Genomic DNA, 17520 nt, shown 5'->3' with positions numbered 1-17520 from the left:
ATTTTAATGTGAGACGCTAGGCCAAAATTAGTATTTTTTTATGGAACATGCTGAATGCGATATTCAGCAACGAAGCGTGTCACGAAGACTATATGGGAGATTATGTGAATAATACAATAAAAAACGACAAATGTGGTGTCATTTTAATATGTAAAAGGTCTTAAAAATTCAGGTATAAAAAAATCAGCCCGCAGGCTGATTCTTAAAACAGGTTAAATTAAAGGCCTGCTTCATATTCAGTATTGCTGAGCAGTTTTTCGACATCTGCGATATTATCTGGCTTGATTTTGTAAATCCAGCCTTTGCCATACGGGTCATCATTAATGAAATCCGGATCATCTTCCAGTGCCGGGTTAATTTCAACAACGATACCAGAAACAGGTGCATGGATATCTGACGCAGTTTTTACAGATTCGACAACACCTGCTTGCTGACCTGCGGTCACGTGTGAATCAAGATCTGGCGCTTCAACATAGACCAGGTCACCTAAAGCATCCTGTGCATGGTCAGAAATACCGGTCACCACAAGATCACCCTCAATGCGTACCCATTCATGTGTACTTGCGTACTTTAATTCTGAAGGATGATTCATTGATAACTCCTTAAATCGCTTAGGTTCATTTTTGACATGATTTATACATTCTTTTGCTGCAAAACAAAAGGCTTATAGATACGGATCTTTACGCCAGTTGCTTGGACTGCGACCACTCCAGCGTTTAAAGGCACGACTGAAGTTGGCGACATCACTATAGCCGAGTTCATCGGCAATCTGTTCCAGAGTGAAGTCTGTTCGTGAAAGCAGGGAAGTTGCATGACGATAACGTACTTCATCGACCAGTGTCGAGAAAGAAGTGCCTTCTGCGGCCAGCTGACGTTTCAAGGTGCGATCCGATATATGCAGACGATCGGCGACTGCTTCAATACTCAAATAATGCTGTTCTGAATTGGTCAAAATATCCCGTACCCGCATGGCAATACGATGCCGTTCACCCAGTGCGGAAAGTTCTGCTTCACACTGGTTAATCGCAATCTGGCTGGCAATTGGGTCGGCATGCACCAGTTTATTCATCAGATAGTTTTTATCAAAGCTAAGTAACAGATGTGGCTGTTCAAAACGAAACTGATGCGTAGGGAATTTCACCATAAAGCGTTCAAAACCTTCCGGCCTTTTAAAATCGAAATCGATTTCTCCGGTTGCATCGCTGATCCCGGTAATGGCTTTAGCCATACTGATCAGACCGATCATCAGGGCGATTGAAATTTCAGTACGCAGCGGTTCCATCTGAATATCAGTTTGTAGCTGTACTGTGGCCTTGACCCCAAAGGTCGAGAAGAACAGTTGTAGGAAGGGCAAACGCAACTGAATAAAACGGTTGGCCAGCACCAAAGCTTCAGTAATATTGTTTGCCGTCATGATGGCATAGCCAATAAAGCCATGAATAGAAATACGCATCTGTGTGCCGAGGTGATAGCCCAAGGTCGGTTCACCAGTCAGCTTGAGTGCGTGTTTAACCATATCATTGGCAATGGCAGTTGGAATTCGGAACTCAGGGTCTGCCAGCTGTTCGCTGGTTAACCCAAAAGGTTTGAATAGCGACTCATCGTTATAGCCCCAGCGGGAGATAACGTCGAGAAGCAAAAGACCATAAACACCCGGGATGCCTTGGTCTTGGCGTGGAACAATCATCTTCATGCGCGATCCGTTGCACTCAGTTAAATTTTTTCTATTTATGTGCCCATATTGGCATGAACTAGCCAGTTTTATCTTTAAAATTGTTGGACAAAATGCCGAGCCTTACCCAAACACTTCAAGCAGATTAGCCTGAAATGTGGGTAAAAATCAAACTAAACTGCTGTAAATTCTCGCTTAAATACCAGAATATTTGTGGTTGAATTAAACAGAACCTGATCTTGCTGGTTCAAGGCTTGGGTTTCATAGCGAACGATGCCACGATCAGGTTTACGTTTGGAAGGTTGAATATCAGTGATGGTCACAATCACCCGGATTTCATCATCAGGGCGGGTCGGGCAGGGCCAACGCACATGCGAATCCGCCCCAATCAGACCATAAGCAACCGGGAAACATTCGGTCCATAAACGCATGACCACTGCAGCAGTATGCCAGCCACTGGCGGCCAGACCCCGGAAGATCGGATGCTGTTCGGCCTGTTCCGCATCGACATGAAACGGCTGCGGGTCATAGGCATGAGCAAACTTTAGAATTTCGTCCTTACTCATGCGGTAAGAACGACTTTTAAACTCATCACCAATCTGCAGGTCTTCCAGATATAACATGTTCTATCCTTGTTTTTTTGTGTCGTGTTCCATTAAAAATCCGCCAGTCTGACGTTGCCACAGATGCGCATAAATTCCATTCAATGCCACCAGTTCATCATGTGTGCCTTGTTCAACAATCTTACCCTGATCCAGCACAATCAACCGGTCCATTTGCGCAATAGTAGAAAGACGGTGAGCAATCGCAATCACAGTTTTACCTTTCATCAGCTCATCCAGACTGCTCTGAATTGCTGCTTCAACTTCTGAATCCAGTGCACTGGTTGCTTCATCCAGAATCAGAATAGGTGCATCTTTCAGAAAGACACGGGCAATCGCAATACGCTGACGCTGACCACCAGACAGCTTGACGCCACGCTCGCCAACATAGGCCTCATAACCACGCTTACCGCGCATATCGCTTAGTTGCGGAATGAATTCCTCTGCCTCAGCTTTACGCACCGCCTCAAACATTTCTTCATCTGTCGCATTCGGACGGCCATATTTTATATTTTCAGCCACACTACGATGTAACAGTGAAGTGTCCTGTGTCACCATGGCAATATTCTTGCGCAGGCTATCTTGAGTCACATCTTCAATATTTTGTCCATCGATTAAAATACGACCTTGGTCAATACGATAGAAATTCAGCAATAGCTGAATTAGGGTAGATTTACCGGCACCAGAACGACCCACCACACCGATTTTTTCACCTGGTCGTATGGTCAGGTTCAAACCATCAATCACATTTTTGTCATTATAGGCAAAGCAAACATTATCAAATTTGATTTCACCCTGTTTCAGTTCCAGTTCTTTGGCATCCGGCTTGTCCTGAATCGAAATTGATTTACCCAGAGTTCCCATGCCGTCCTGAATGGTTCCGACATTTTCAAACAATTGCGAGGTTTGCCACATCAGGAATTCGGCAATACTGTTCAGTTTCAGTACCATCGCCGTAGTTGCAGCAATAATGCCGAGCTGAGCCTGACCTTCCATCCATAACCAGATCGCTGTCCCTAATACACCGCCATAGAGTACGAGGCTCAGTAGCAAAATACTGATTTCATACTGGGCACCCAGTCGCATCTGTTTATAAACCGTCACCATAAACTCTTGCATGGATGCTTTGGCATACTGGCTTTCACGGCCTGCATGAGCAAAAAGTTTAACGGTCTGAATATTGGTATAGGCATCGGTCACACGGCCAGTCATTACCGCACGGGCATCGGCCTGTTCATGTGAGATTTTGCTGAGACGGGGAATAAAATAGCTGGCAGCACAGATAAACAGCAGCAGCCACACCATCAGTGGAATAATCAGATAAGCAGAAATTGAACCGAGTACGATGTTAATGGTAATGAAATAAATCACTACATAGGCCAGCATATCGCCGAGAATGACCCAGAATTCACGGATCGCTAGTGAGGTCTGCATGACCTTGGCAGATAAACGACCGGCAAAGTCATTGTGGAAGAAATCTAGGCTTTGCTTGAGCAGCAGATTATGGAAACGCCAGCGCAAACGCATTGGGAAATTACTGTATAAAATCTGGTGCTTGATCAAGGACTGCGCACTGGCAAAGAAAATATTGGCCAGCAGGACTACAGTGAGTAAAGTCAGGTTGGCCGCATGTTGCTCCAAAAAGGTGTCTGGCTGACTTTGGCTGAGCCAATTGACCAGATCGCCAATTTTAGCATATAGCAAGGCCTCGAAACTGGCTGCACCGGCAGTACAAAGGACAAGAATCAACAGATAACGGCGTACGCCATAAGCCGCTTGCCAGACAAAAGGGAAAAAACTGGTGGGCAAGGGTTGGTTCAGATTTTTGGTGGGATAGGGATCTACCAGCCGTTCAAGCCATCGAAACATTAGTGTGCTCTTTTCTCATGCATTTTGCTTTTCACGGATTATAAAGGATTCTGTTTTTATAAGGCTGAATTAAGGTGAAATTGCCACAAAATGATTAACTAAATCAAACTTTAGGTTGCAAAGTTTAAAACCTAGAAAAGTTGATTTCAGGTAAATAAAAAATTTAAAAAAACATCGATGAAATTGCATAGCTACGTCAATAAAAAAAGCCTGAGATGACGTATCATTTCAGGCTTGGAGTAACTGCGTTTAAATTAAGTAATAATTGGCGAAGCAGGCGCTGTAAATACTTCCTTAAAATCGCTGCCTGAAGGTGCCTGATACACTTTCAGGCCAAATTCCGGAATAATTGCCAATACATGATCCATAATATCAGACTGAATATTCTCATATTCAGTCCACACCGTGGTATTGGTAAAGGCATAGATTTCTAGCGGTAAGCCTTCACTGGTCGGCTGTAATTGACGCACCATTAGAGAAAAGTCTTTAGTAATACCCGGATGCTGTTGCAGATAAAATTCCAGATAGGCACGGAACGTTCCTAAATTGGTTAAACGGCGCTGATTATATTGGGAATTATGCTGTAACTGCTGGTTGAATTTGACCAGTTCTTCAGTCTTGGTATTCAGATAATGATCCAGCAGGATAAAGTTTTTGAGTTTGGTCTGTTCTTCCTCACTCATAAAATGCACGCTGCTTTGATCAATATGAATCGAACGTTTGATACGACGCGCACCAGCTTCCTGCATTCCTCGCCAGTTTTTAAACGTATCCGTCACTAACTTATTGGTTGGAATGGTCGTAACAGTTTTGTCAAAGTTTTGCACGGTCACAGTATGTAATGACATATCAATTACATCACCATCCGCATTCAGTGAAGGCATTTCAATCCAGTCACCGATACGCACCATGTCATAAGAAGAAATCTGTACTGAAGCCACCAATGAAAGAATCGTGTTCTGAAACACCAGCATCAGCACGGCAGCCATCGCACCGAAACCCGCCAGCAAAGTAAACACATCCTTTTTCAGGAAGGTACCCAGAATCATCAATCCACAGACAATAAAAATCAGCAGTTTCACTAGCTGCAAATAGCCTTTAATCGGTTTATTGCGTGATTTGGGGTTGCGCTGATAAATCAGGTTAAAAATATTCAGCAATTCACCCAGTGCTAGGGCAATGGTTAGAAAAATAAAAGCCTGAGCGCCCATCTGTACAAAGGTCTGCACTTTATCTGACAAGTGTGGAACCGTGCTGATCCCATTCATAATCACAATGGCGGGTACAATATTGGCAATACGGCGAATTACACTGTGTTCCGCAAAGATCGTGTTGTTGGCAAAAGGTAATTTGGAAATCAGTTTACGAATTCCACGAACAACAACCTGTTTGGCAAACAGATTGGCGATAAAAGCCACCGCAATCACAATGCTTAAAGAAGACAGCATTTCCAGCCAAGGGTATTGATCTGCCCAATCTTGAATGTTCTGAATAAATCTAAACTGTTCCAACTGATCTTTCTCTTCAATGTAAAAATGCCATACAGTTTATAGGCTTAGAAATTATTTATTAACCTTGAATAACGTTTTAAAACATATCTGTCCCGTTACAGCATTTTGATCCTTCAATATTATGCTTATAAAAAGATACAAAAACGGATAGAGAAGCAGATCCTGCTTATTTAAAATTTGATTAACCAGCGGTCATCCTTATGACTTGTTGAAATGATCAGGAAAGTTTTAAAACTGTTAATTACATCAGATGAACAGGAGACTTTATCGGCATTTCATATCAGCTTCTAAGTAGCCCAGCTATGACAAAGATGCACATCAAAGATCACCCTCCTACAAAAATACAAAGGGTAGAATTATGCAAAAACAGTTAGCAATTGTCGGTCTAGCCTTAGCGCTGAATGCCTGCGGTGATGGGAATGATGATATTTTTAGAGGTGTAGATGGTTCATCCTCAAGCCGCTTGACAGGTGTCTATCTCGGCAGTTTTACAGATGAAAATCTGAGTCCGCGCTCTATTCTGGGTGTGATCGAGAAAAATAGTAATTTCTGGTTATTGTATTCACTGCCAGCAGATAATGGTTATACCGGTATCATGCGTGGGCAGTTTTCTTTATCGGGCAATCGCTTTAGTGCGACCAACATTCGCGACTATAATTTTGCCTTCAATCAAACTGCTAGTGTAACCCTGAATGGTCATTATACGCCGGAAAAGAACCTGCAGGGAAATGTCAATAATACCAATAATCGGCCTTTTAACCTTATTTATAATAGAGATTACAGTCGTGACAATACCAGTATATCCAGCCTGCAAGGGCGCTATAGCGGTCGAACTACAACTTTAACCAATAATGTAATTACTACAGTCAATATCGACCGTAGCGGAGTGGTGACAGGAATTGTCGGCGATCAGGACAAATGTGCATTTGCAGGAAGAGTGAGTTCGGAAAACAATGCACCATATTTTAATATTCATCTGGTCTTAACAGGTTCTGCAAGTTCCGACTGTTTGAATGGGGCACAGCAAGTAGATGGGATATTGCTGAATCAGATTGATAGCCAGTCAATTTATATGATGGCCGAGAACAGCAATCAGCAGGATGCAATTCTGTTTATTGGACAGAAAACTCAAAATTGATCTCAGTTAGAAAGCTTTTTAAACAAAGCATCTGAGGGTGCTTTTTTACAGTCTAATGAAAATGAGTTTTGACTTTTTAAATTAAATCATTCATTTTAAAACCATAATTATTTTAAGTATTTAATAATATTTTTGATTAAAAATGCGGGAATAACATGACGATCTTTGTGGTGACCAGCCCGAAACGAGGGTCAGGTAAAAGTACCTTGGCGATGAATCTGACAGAATATCTGCGTCTTCAAGCCAGAACACTCTATATTGATACTGATGACGACAAGCAGAATTTTGAATGGGTGGCTTTGCATCGTACAGGTTTTGGCTTTGAACATATTTCTTTAAAAGACCATCCAGATGAGTTAATGCGGCGTGTAGAACAGGTCAAAACTCAATATGATGATATCGTGATTGATATCGCCGGGCATGATAGTTATGCATTGCGCTCGGTGTTAATGCGAGCAGATAAACTGATTATTCCTATGTCAGCAGAGGCTGAAGAGCAGGAGATGTATACTGAGATGCTGCAACTGGCCATCAGTGTTGCACAGTTCAATACCCAGTTAAAAGTCTATGGAATACTGATGCGTGTACCTCAGCAGATCGAAATCTCGCAAATTGAAGCAAATCAGAATTTACTCAAAGGCATTCCTGGTGCACATTCTTTGAATACTATTATTTATGAGGATGAAGCCTTTGATGATGCAAAAAACTTGGGCTGTAGCATCTGGGAACATTCACCAGCACAAGGGCAACGTTTTGATCAATTTATTCAGGAGCTAATGGCTGATACAGCACAGCCAGTTTGATTGTCTACCTCGAATCATTATGTTAATAGTGCTTAAAAAAAGCTCCCGAAATAGGGAGCTTTTGGCTTTCATGGATTACCACATCAGGTCATCCGGAATTACATATGCTGCATATGGATCTTCTTCATCGGTGGTCTGTTCATTCTTCTCGGAATTATTCACAATGATGAAGCCTTCCATTTTGGCATTGATACGATCCGCCAGCGCTTTAGGCAGGAAAGCATAGCTGTCATTTTCGCGGGCGATCACCAAACTGCCTGCAACCAGTGCATTATAAATTTGCTGATTCAGATAGACTTTCTTGATTTTAGAATCATCAATAAACTGATAGGAAATCTCACCATCAGTATCCCGAATTTTATGCTGATTGATCATTTGCATGATGGCAGCTTTGAGTTCTTTTTCCTGCAGCGCTGCCTTTTTCTCTTGTTCAATGGCCTGATCTTTTGCCAGCTTTTCCTGTTTGGCCTGTTCAATTTTCGCCTTGATTTCAGCTTCACTGCTATCACCAGTGCGCTTTTCATGAACGGCCTGCTTTGACAATTTTTTTGCTTTCTTATTATCGACCAGACCTGCCTTTAACAATTGTGCCTGTAGTGCGTTTTTAACCATGAGTATTTCCAGAGAATTAATGCTTCAAGCGTCGATAACGTAAATAAATGACCCAGTAAATCAGGCTTAGACTAAGGCTGAGTGCTGCCGGGATCAGGAATGCGTTTAATTTTAAATAAGGATAAATACAGCTGGCAAGAACACCGCCAATTAAAAATCCGATCAGGATCAGTAAATGCAGGATAGTCCGTCGAGATTCGACTTCCAGTCCACGCAACTTATAGCCTAATGACAGCCCAAGATCGGTTAATACACCAGATAAATGCGTAGTGCGGATAATCGTGCCTTTATAGTGACTGACCATGGCATTTTGCACACCCATCGCCACACAGGCCCACAGCAAGCCATAATGAGGAAAATATGGTAACAAGATCCAGCACAGGATAATAAAAAGAGCCACCAGACTGAGCGGATATCCATAACGGCGGCCCAACTGAAAGTGGCTATTTCCCAGGATAAGACCGCTATACATTGAGCCAATGACATAACACGCAGTAACCAGGCAGAGATAGAGAATCTGTTCAGGCTGCCATTGCACCAGTGCCATGGCCAGCATACTGATATTGCCGGTCATATGGGAAACGGATTGGTGCAGGAGAGTAACCAGGCCGAGTACATTAATCATGCCGGCATTCACGGCAAGAAAAAATGCACCCAGTTGAACCCAGATGGGTAAACGCTGTAATGGCATAACAACTCAACATCTATTGGCAAAAATATTGAATTATCAATATAAGATCAATTAGATGCGCGGTCTACAGCTGTAGTAAATAAAACGTCAGTTGATGAGTTGAGTGCAGTTTCAGTTGAATCCTGCAATACGCTAATCACCATACCGATTGCAACGACCTGCATTGCGATATCAGAAGAAATACCAAACAGCCCACATGCCACTGGAATCAGCAGCAATGAACCACCGGCAACACCAGAGGCACCACATGCAGAGACTGCTGCAACCACAGACAGAATCAGCATGGTACTAAAGTCGGCACTAATACCCAAGGTATTGACTGCTGCCAAGGTTAGAACCGTAATGGTCACTGATGCACCACCCATATTGATGGCTGCACCTAGTGGAATGGCTACACTTGAAGTTGATTCAGACACACCTAAGCGTTTCGCCAGATCCAGATTTACCGGAATATTTGCAGCTGAGCTACGGGTAAAGAATGCAGTGATGCCACTCTCGCGCAAGCAGGTAAAGACTAGTGGATAAGGATTGGCACGTGTCACCAATGCAACCAGTAATGGATTCACCACTAGTGCTACGAAGGCCATCGTACCAAGCAATACTGCCAGCAAATGACCGTAGCTTTCTAAAGTTTCCAGACCCGCTTCGGCAAAAGTAACTGCTACCAGACCAAAAATACCGACAGGTGCAAAGCTAATTACCAGACGGATCACATGGTTAATGGCATTTGCTGCATCATTTAATACGGTTTTAGTGGTTTCAGATGCATGACGGAATGCAATGCCCAGTGCCACAGCCCAAGCCAGAATACCAATGAAATTTGCTTCAGCAATTGCAACCACCGGGTTCGCAACAAAGCTGAGCAGCAGATTTTTCAGGATTTCACTTAAACTGCCTGGTGGCTGTAAGTCACCTTGTGCAGCGACGTCAAGGAACAGCGTACTTGGAAACATGATGCTGGCAATTACAGCACTCACTGCGGCCAGGAACATGCCGATCGCATACATGTACATGATCGGGCGCATACGGGAGTTGCCTTGACCCACTTTAAAGTTAGCAATGGAAGCTAGAACTAAAATGAAAACGAGGACAGGAGCGACAGATTTAAGAGCTTTAATAAAAAGGTCGCCTAGCAGACTGAGGTAGGGCGCATATTCTGGAAAAACCAGCGCGACACCAATACCAAGTATAATGGCAATGATGATTCGGGAGACTAAACTCATACGCGAAAGGGCAGAGAACATAAGGTTGCCTTGTGTAAATTACGAGGGCTAAATGCGGAAAAAATTTGCGTTATTTTATACTTAAAATTCTATGTGCTTAAAATATATTTTCAGTTTAAATATAAGTTTATGAAAATAAATGATAATTATAGAAAACCATCTGTATTTTTTGTCTATATTTTACGCAAAATTAGATCTTAGATGAAATTTTAGGATGAAAATGTATACCATATATTTATTATAGAAATGCTCTTAAAAAAGTGATCAATTTTGCTGATACTACGAGATGCCTTCAAAATTAATCACGTTGTTCCTGGAATAGTCAAACGAGTTAAATGGAATAATCTTTACTGTGATCATTAAACAGATCGGGGGAGAGATCCCGAATTGCCTGATAGTGCGTCAGATAAATCCGTCCACTGAGATGTTTAAGCAATTTGGATTCCTGTAAGCGATCCATGACTGGTCCTTTCACTTCAGCAAAGTGTAGACGAATATTGAGTTTGGACAGTTCTGTATTCAGATCTTCCAGCATTTCCAGAGCACTAAGGTCAATAGCACTGATACTGGAACAGTTCAAAATGACATGCTTAAGCTGGTCTTTATCACTGACCGCATTAATCAAAAAGCCCTTAAAGGCATTAGCATTCAAGAAGCTTAGATTTTCATCAATACGCAAGGAAAGCACCTGATCTGAGGTCAGCACCTGATGGCGCTGCACATTGCGGAAATGCTGGGTGCCTTCAATCAGGCCGACTACTGCAATATGCGGACGGGAAATACGCCACAGCATCAGCACGAAGGTGGAAATAATGCCAATAATCAGACCTGTCGAGATATCAATCAGCACCACACCAAAGAAAGTTACCCACATGGCAATCCCGTCTGCTTTGGAATAGCGCCAAGCGTTCATAAAGGGCTGGAAATCAACCAGTTTCCAGATCGATACAATGATCGTGGCGGCAAGAATCGCCAGTGGCAGCTCTTCAAAGAAACCAGTAAAAAACAGGCTAACCAAAATAATCAGCAGAGAAGACAGTACACCCGCCATTGGCGTTCTGGCACCAGCATCTGCGTTGACCACAGTACGTGACAAGCTACCAGTAACTGGAAAGGCAGAACTGACTCCGGCACTAATATTGGCAATACCCAGTGCAATCAGTTCCTGGTTACTGTTTAGCTGGCTACGTTGCTGTAATGCTGTTGCTTGCGCGATAGACAGCGATTCCACAAAACTGATCATCGCAATCATGGTCGCGCCTGGCAGCAAGGTGAGCACTAAATCCCAGTTCCAGTGTGGAAAACTTAAAGGTGGAAATCCGGAAGGAATTGCACCTACCGTTTTGATCCCTTGTGTTTGCAGATTTAGATACACCACAGCCAAAATACCTAAAGCGACTAGCATTAATGGTACAGCACGCACCAGAAAATCAGTCGATCCAATCCGGCTTTGTACAGACTGGGATTTCAGAATTTTTGGAAGATAGATCAGCAGGCCAATGGACAGCAGTCCAAAAACCAGACTTGGCCAGTGAATCAGATGGAGATATTCCAGCAGGCTAAACACAAATTGCTGAAGATTATTGGCTTGTAATGGCACATCGACCAGAAACTTAAACTGTCCAACCGCAATCAGCAGCGCAGAAGCAATAATAAAACTCTGAATCACCGGGTGACTAATCAGCTGAATCAAAAAACCAAAACGCATTAAGCCTAATAATAGGGAAATGATTCCGACCATCAGCGCCAATAAAGTTGCTGCTTCGATATAGACAGGTGAACCGACTTCAAATAAAGGATTTAGTGTGGCGAAGGTCATCATGGAAATGATGGCTACAGGACCAATCGACAAGGTACTGCTACTACCTAGCATCGCGTACAGAATCATAGGCAGGATACTGGCATATAGCCCCATGATCGGCGGCAATCCAGCCAGCATGGCATACGCCATACCTTGCGGCACCAGCATGGCAACCACAATTAACGAAGCCAGCACGTCGGACTTGAATTTAACCGGACTATAATGGCTTAACCATGACCAGGCCGGTAATAATTGCAGCAGTTTTGGCTTCGAATTGGACATATAAAAGTCTAAATCACAAATATAGATATATTATGCACATTTTCTGCTAAGAAATCATGGATAAAAGTGGAGCTTGATCAACCCTCATATAAAAAATGACCTGACCAGTTCTTAGCAATGATTCTGTCTCAAAGAGATGATCTACATATTGAAGATCATCTCCAGTGCCAAGAGGAATGTTTAGACTCTAGATAAAATGCTTAAGCTTTTGCACAGTACAGTTGATACAGCGTATTCAGGATGACCACCAGATTCTGATCTTTAATAGAATAGAAAATTTGCTTACCATCGCGGCGGGTACTGACCACATCACTTTTACGTAACATCATCAATTGCTGGGAAAGTGTAGGTTGCTGGATGTGGGTGAGATTTTCAATTTGGGAAACGTTGAGTTCCGCTTGGGAAAGATGACATAGGATGATGAGACGGTCAGTGTTTGCAAGAGATTTCAGGATGCCAACCACCTGATCAGCTGAATCACGCATGGTGGTGATTTCAAGATCGGTATTCATTCAGAATGTCCATAGAGATAAAATACAGCGCGAATGATTATAAAGGCCTGAATCATTAAACATTTGGTAAAAATCACTTATTTTTATGGCTTTTTGTGAATTTAAATATCAATAAAAATTATATATTTGACATTAAATAATCAGTTATTTTTATTGTATATTAATAACTTATATAATAGTTGATTTGCCATAATAGAGTGCAGATTCCACTTTCTTCTACAAAATCTGAAAATACTTGTATGATGATAGTGCACTTCAAACTAATAACATCAGGGATATACTAATGAGTACAGATGCAGCATTTCCTACGCCCAACAATCTGGGAATAGCGGTTTACAGTAACAATGCAGAAGCCATTGGCAATACACCTCTTGTGCGCATTAATCGTGCCATCACAGGTGGAGCAACTGTACTCGCGAAAGTTGAGAGCCGTAATCCGGCATTTTCGGTGAAATGCCGTATTGGTGCAGCGCTGATTGCAGATGCTGAAAAATCTGGCAAGTTAAAACCAGGCATGCACATTGTTGAACCAACCAGTGGAAATACCGGTATTGCACTGGCTTTCGTTGCTGCAGCAAAAGGCTATCCACTTACGCTGACTATGCCAGCCAGCATGAGTATCGAACGCCGTAAAGTGGTCAAAGCCTTTGGTGCCAACCTGATTCTGACTGAACCTGCGAAAGGTATGAAAGGTGCAGTAGATGAAGCGGTTCGTCTGGTGACTGAACACCCTGAAACATATTTCCTGTCACAACAGTTTGAAAACCCGGCTAACCCGAAAATTCATGAAGAAACGACTGGCCCAGAAATCTGGGAAGCGACTGGCGGTAATGTTGATATTCTGGTCGCTGGTGTAGGAACGGGTGGTACTATTTCTGGCATTTCACGCTATTTCGAAAAAGTCCGTAACAAACCAATTTATTCGGTTGCCGTTGAGCCAGCTGAGTCACCAATTATTGCTCAGGCGAAACGTGGTGAATCATTGACGCCTGGACCACATAAAATTCAGGGGATTGGTGCGAACTTTATTCCTGGTAACCTTGATCTTGATCTGGTAGATGAAGTCATTGCAATTGACAGTACTACGGCAGTGGAATGGGCACGTAAAACGGCATCGCAAGAAGGGATTCTGGTGGGTATATCAAGTGGTGCGGCGATGGCTGCGGCTGCACAACTTGCAGCACGTCCTGAAAATGCAGGTAAAAACATTGTGGTGATTTTGCCAGATGGTGGTGAACGTTACCTGTCATCGATATTATTTGAAGATATTTCTGCAGAATAATTTTCAGCAAGTATTTGGCAATACGTTAAAAGCCCGGGTTTATGATCCGGGCTTTTTTATTTTCACATAAAGACTTGACCTTCCAACTATGGGAAGGTTTAAGCTATAAGCTAGATTCAAACCATCAATAATATGAAGGAGATGTGCCATGCAGGAACTGTCGAATACTCAACTGTATCAAACGACTGTACAGATTGAAGGTATGACCTGTGCTTCTTGCGTGGCACGGGTAGAAAAGGCTTTAAAGAAAATTGAAGGCGTAGTTTCGGCTCATGTCAATCTGTCTACGGAAAAGGTATCGATTAGTGCCGATCATGTGATTCCCTGTGCGGAGATTATCCAGAAAATAGAGCGTGCTGGCTTTAAGGTGGAACAACAGAAATTCGAACTGGATATTGAAGGCATGAGCTGTGCCTCTTGTGCTGCCCGAATTGAAAAAGCCCTCAAAAAAATTCCAGAAGTGCTGGAAGCCAATGTGAATCTATCTACCGAAAAGGCTTATGTCACTGCAGTCAGTTCTTTACAGCAGCAGGCCTTGGTCAAAGCCATTCAGAAAGCCGGTTTTGATGTCAAAGCAGATCAGCTTGAACTAAACATTGAAGGGATGACTTGTGCATCCTGCGTCGCTCGGGTGGAAAAAGCACTCAATAAAGTTGAAGGTGTCACTGCGGCTAGTGTGAATCTGGCCACTGAAACGGTACAGGTTTTTGGTTCAAACCTGAATATTGCTAATCTGATCCAAGCAGTTAAAAAAGCCGGTTATGAGGCACAGCTAAAAACTGCAAAAGTGAATTTCACCGAACAGCAGAATTTCCAGCAGAAAAAAGCTGAAGAAACAGCTTCATTGTATCGTGATCTTTGGGTTGCCCTGGTGCTGGCATTACCAGTATTTATTCTGGAAATGGGATCACATCTGCTTCCGTCCTTCCATCATTTTGTTGCGCATAATATTGGTACGCAGAACAGCTGGTATATCCAGTTTGTACTGACCACTTTGGTATTATTGTTTCCGGGGCGGCGTTTCTACCAGCATGGGATTCCAGCCTTATTGCGACTGGCACCTGACATGAACTCGCTGGTAACGGTAGGTACAGCGGCAGCATATCTGTTTTCTGTTATCGCAACATTCTTCCCATTTTTATTGCCGCAAGCCACCGTACATGTCTATTTTGAAGCGGCAGCGGTCATTATTGCCTTGATCCTGTTAGGTCGCTACCTAGAAGCACGTGCCAAAGGTAAAACCTCACAGGCGATTCAATATCTGATTGGCCTGCAGCCTAAAACCGCACGTGTCTTACAGGATGGACAATGGTTGGACCTGCCCATTTCCGAAGTCCAGCAGGATATGATCATCGAAATTCGCCCGGGTGAAAAAGTCGCAGTAGATGGTGTAGTGACTTCCGGTCATAGCTATGTCGATGAAGCGATGGTGACGGGTGAACCGGTGCCTATAGCCAAAAATATTGATGATAAAGTTGTTGGCGGCACTATTAACCAGAATGGAATCCTACAAATCCGTGCGACCGCCGTGGGTGAAGATTCAGTACTAGCGCAGATCATTAAAATGGTCGAGCAGGCGCAAGGTGCCAAACTGCCGATTCAGGCAGCTGTAGATAAAGTTACCTTATGGTTTGTGCCTGCGGTAATGGGTCTGGCTTTATTGACCTTTATGGTCTGGTTCCTGCTTGGTCCTGAGCCACAATTGAGTTATGCACTGGTTAATGCTGTGGCAGTTCTGATTATTGCTTGTCCATGTGCCATGGGCCTGGCAACACCGACCTCGATTATGGTCGGTACCGGTCGTGCGGCAGAAATGGGGGTACTGTTCCGTAAAGGCGAAGCTCTACAGTTATTGCAGCAAACTAAAGTTGTAGCAGTCGATAAAACCGGAACACTGACGGAAGGAAAACCTGTCATGACTGATTTTCAGGTGCTAGAAGGTTTTAATGAACAGCAGGTTTTACAACTGATCGCCTCGGTAGAAGCCAAGTCTGAACATCCGATTGCCTATGCGATTGTGCAGGCAGCAAAAGAGCAGCAGATCGAATTAATCGAAGTAAGTGAATTTGATTCGATTACTGGTGCCGGGATCAAAGCACAGATCAATAATCAGGATATCCAGATTGGTGCTGAACGATTGATGCAACAGCTGGGTTTAAATACCGAGTACTTTGCTGGAATAGCCTCTAAATTGGGACAAGAAGGCAAAACACCGCTGTATGCAGCGCTCGATGGAAAACTGGCAGCCATTATTGCTGTAGCTGATCCGATTAAAGATACCAGCTTTAAAGCCATTGAAGAATTGCATCGTCAAGGTCTAAAAGTCGCAATGATTACGGGTGATAATCCACATACGGCGAATGCGGTAGCACAACAACTCAAGATTGATCATGTAATTGCTGAAGTCTTACCTCATGAAAAAGTTGATGCCGTAAAAATGCTGCAAAAAGAGCATGGCATTGTAACCTTTGTGGGTGATGGTATTAACGATGCACCGGCACTCGCGCAGTCAGATGTCGGCATGGCGATTGGTACGGGGACTGATGTTGCAATTGAAGCAGCAGATGTAGTGCTGATGTCCGATAATATGCAGCATGTCGCCACCGGCATTGGCATCAGTCAGGCCACCATCAAGAATATTCGACAGAACCTGTTCTGGGCCTTCGTCTATAATATTGCATTGATCCCAATTGCTGCGGGTATCCTGTATCCATTCTTTGGCATCCTGCTTTCGCCAATGTTTGCCGCAGGTGCAATGGCTTTGTCATCAGTATTTGTTGTTAGCAATGCCTTGCGTTTAAAGCTATATCAGCCACTATCAGCACAGGAGTAAATCAGTGAATATTGGACAAGCCGCCAAACGATCCGGTATCTCGGCCAAAATGATTCGCTATTATGAAGAGATTGGTCTGTTACCTGCGCCGAAACGCAGTGAAAGTGGCTATCGTGACTATAGCGATGCTGATATCCGTATGCTCGGTTTTATCCAGCATGCACGCGAGCTGGGATTTTCCTCGGAACAGATGAAAGAGTTGTTAGGGCTATGGCAGAATGAAGTGCGGCAGAGCAGTGAAGTCAAACAGCTGGCACAAAAACATATCACTATACTGGAACAGAAAATTCAGGATATGCAGGCCATGGTCAAAATTTTGAAGCAATCAGTCGCGCGTTGTGCTGGTGATGAGCGTGCAGATTGTGCAATTTTAAAAGATATCGAGCAGGGACTGGATACAAATCCACCCTCCAGCCATCACTCAACTTCAAGTTAGAATAAATTATTCCTAAGGAGATAAGCGCATGAAATTTCGTATTGAAAATATGACCTGTGGCGGTTGTGCACGTAGTGTTACTGCGACCATCAAGGATCTGGATGAACATGCACGTGTTGAAATTGACGTAGAGCAAAAGCTGGTTGAAGTAGAAACTGGCGTACATCAGGATGAAATCGTTGCCGCACTGACTGAAGACGGTTTTCCACCTGTAGCAGTATAAGTAGCGCTACGAAAGCAGGCCTGACCTGTG

16 protein-coding genes are annotated in these 17520 nt (G+C 43.3%); 6 read left to right on the top strand and 10 right to left on the bottom strand.

Annotated features, from left to right (window positions below):
• Positions 1-217: 217 nt before the first annotated feature.
• From gcvH to HADU_RS13995, 5 genes are all read right to left on the bottom strand, one after another.
• Positions 218-592, bottom strand: a complete 375-nt coding sequence (gcvH, locus tag HADU_RS14015; RefSeq protein ID WP_004809515.1) for a glycine cleavage system protein GcvH — start codon at positions 590-592, stop codon at positions 218-220.
• Positions 593-664: 72 nt separating this feature from the next.
• Positions 665-1693: an AraC family transcriptional regulator gene (locus HADU_RS14010; RefSeq protein ID WP_008307381.1), complete on the bottom strand. Its 1029-nt coding sequence runs from the start codon at positions 1691-1693 to the stop codon at positions 665-667.
• 152 nt (positions 1694-1845) lie between these two features.
• On the bottom strand, positions 1846-2295 hold the full coding sequence (locus tag HADU_RS14005) for a MaoC family dehydratase (RefSeq protein WP_004895014.1): 450 nt from the start codon (positions 2293-2295) through the stop codon (positions 1846-1848).
• Positions 2296-2298: 3 nt separating this feature from the next.
• Positions 2299-4143, bottom strand: coding sequence for an ABC transporter ATP-binding protein (locus HADU_RS14000; protein ID WP_005222282.1), 1845 nt, complete (start codon positions 4141-4143; stop codon positions 2299-2301).
• Between the two features lie 254 nt (positions 4144-4397).
• Positions 4398-5654 (bottom strand): mechanosensitive ion channel family protein, encoded by a 1257-nt coding sequence (locus HADU_RS13995; RefSeq protein ID WP_004809506.1) that lies wholly within the window; start codon positions 5652-5654, stop codon positions 4398-4400.
• 358 nt (positions 5655-6012) lie between these two features.
• On the opposite strand from HADU_RS13995, the gene HADU_RS13990 reads away from it, so the two are divergent.
• Positions 6013-6792 carry a hypothetical protein gene (locus tag HADU_RS13990; RefSeq protein ID WP_005222280.1) on the top strand — a complete coding sequence of 260 codons (780 nt, stop codon included), beginning with the start codon at positions 6013-6015 and terminating at the stop codon, positions 6790-6792.
• 155 nt (positions 6793-6947) lie between these two features.
• On the top strand, positions 6948-7595 hold the full coding sequence (locus HADU_RS13985; RefSeq protein WP_005222278.1) for a ParA family protein: 648 nt from the start codon (positions 6948-6950) through the stop codon (positions 7593-7595).
• 75 nt (positions 7596-7670) lie between these two features.
• Here HADU_RS13985 and HADU_RS13980 read toward each other — a convergent pair whose 3' ends face one another.
• From HADU_RS13980 to HADU_RS13960, 5 genes are all read right to left on the bottom strand, one after another.
• The gene (locus HADU_RS13980) at positions 7671-8207 is read right to left on the bottom strand and encodes a DUF2058 domain-containing protein (RefSeq protein ID WP_004809500.1); all 537 of its coding nucleotides are present in this window, start codon (positions 8205-8207) and stop codon (positions 7671-7673) included.
• A 16-nt stretch (positions 8208-8223) separates the two neighbouring features.
• Entirely contained in the window at positions 8224-8898 is a 675-nt protein-coding gene (locus HADU_RS13975; RefSeq protein WP_008307376.1) for a YoaK family protein, read from the bottom strand.
• Positions 8899-8945: 47 nt separating this feature from the next.
• Positions 8946-10142 carry a serine/threonine transporter SstT gene (gene sstT, locus HADU_RS13970; RefSeq protein ID WP_008307373.1) on the bottom strand — a complete coding sequence of 399 codons (1197 nt, stop codon included), beginning with the start codon at positions 10140-10142 and terminating at the stop codon, positions 8946-8948.
• 310 nt (positions 10143-10452) lie between these two features.
• Entirely contained in the window at positions 10453-12204 is a 1752-nt protein-coding gene (locus tag HADU_RS13965) for a SulP family inorganic anion transporter (RefSeq protein ID WP_008307371.1), read from the bottom strand.
• 200 nt (positions 12205-12404) lie between these two features.
• On the bottom strand, positions 12405-12716 hold the full coding sequence (locus tag HADU_RS13960) for an ArsR/SmtB family transcription factor (protein WP_004809492.1): 312 nt from the start codon (positions 12714-12716) through the stop codon (positions 12405-12407).
• A 283-nt stretch (positions 12717-12999) separates the two neighbouring features.
• Here HADU_RS13960 and cysK point away from each other — a divergent pair, with 283 nt between their 5' ends.
• From cysK to HADU_RS13940, 4 genes are all read left to right on the top strand, one after another.
• Positions 13000-13998: a cysteine synthase A gene (gene cysK, locus HADU_RS13955; protein ID WP_008307369.1), complete on the top strand. Its 999-nt coding sequence runs from the start codon at positions 13000-13002 to the stop codon at positions 13996-13998.
• Positions 13999-14146: 148 nt separating this feature from the next.
• Positions 14147-16831, top strand: a complete 2685-nt coding sequence (locus tag HADU_RS13950) for a heavy metal translocating P-type ATPase (RefSeq protein WP_008307367.1) — start codon at positions 14147-14149, stop codon at positions 16829-16831.
• A gap of 4 nt (positions 16832-16835) precedes the next feature.
• Entirely contained in the window at positions 16836-17267 is a 432-nt protein-coding gene (cueR, locus tag HADU_RS13945; protein ID WP_004809488.1) for a Cu(I)-responsive transcriptional regulator, read from the top strand.
• 28 nt (positions 17268-17295) lie between these two features.
• Positions 17296-17490 carry a heavy-metal-associated domain-containing protein gene (locus HADU_RS13940; protein ID WP_004809486.1) on the top strand — a complete coding sequence of 65 codons (195 nt, stop codon included), beginning with the start codon at positions 17296-17298 and terminating at the stop codon, positions 17488-17490.
• Positions 17491-17520: the final 30 nt, after the last annotated feature.

It is taken from the genome of Acinetobacter sp. HA (genome assembly GCF_000264725.1).
Lineage (GTDB): Bacteria > Pseudomonadota > Gammaproteobacteria > Pseudomonadales > Moraxellaceae > Acinetobacter > Acinetobacter schindleri.
The sequence above is the reverse complement of the archived record's forward strand: the minus strand, read 5'-3'. Positions and strand labels throughout refer to the sequence as shown.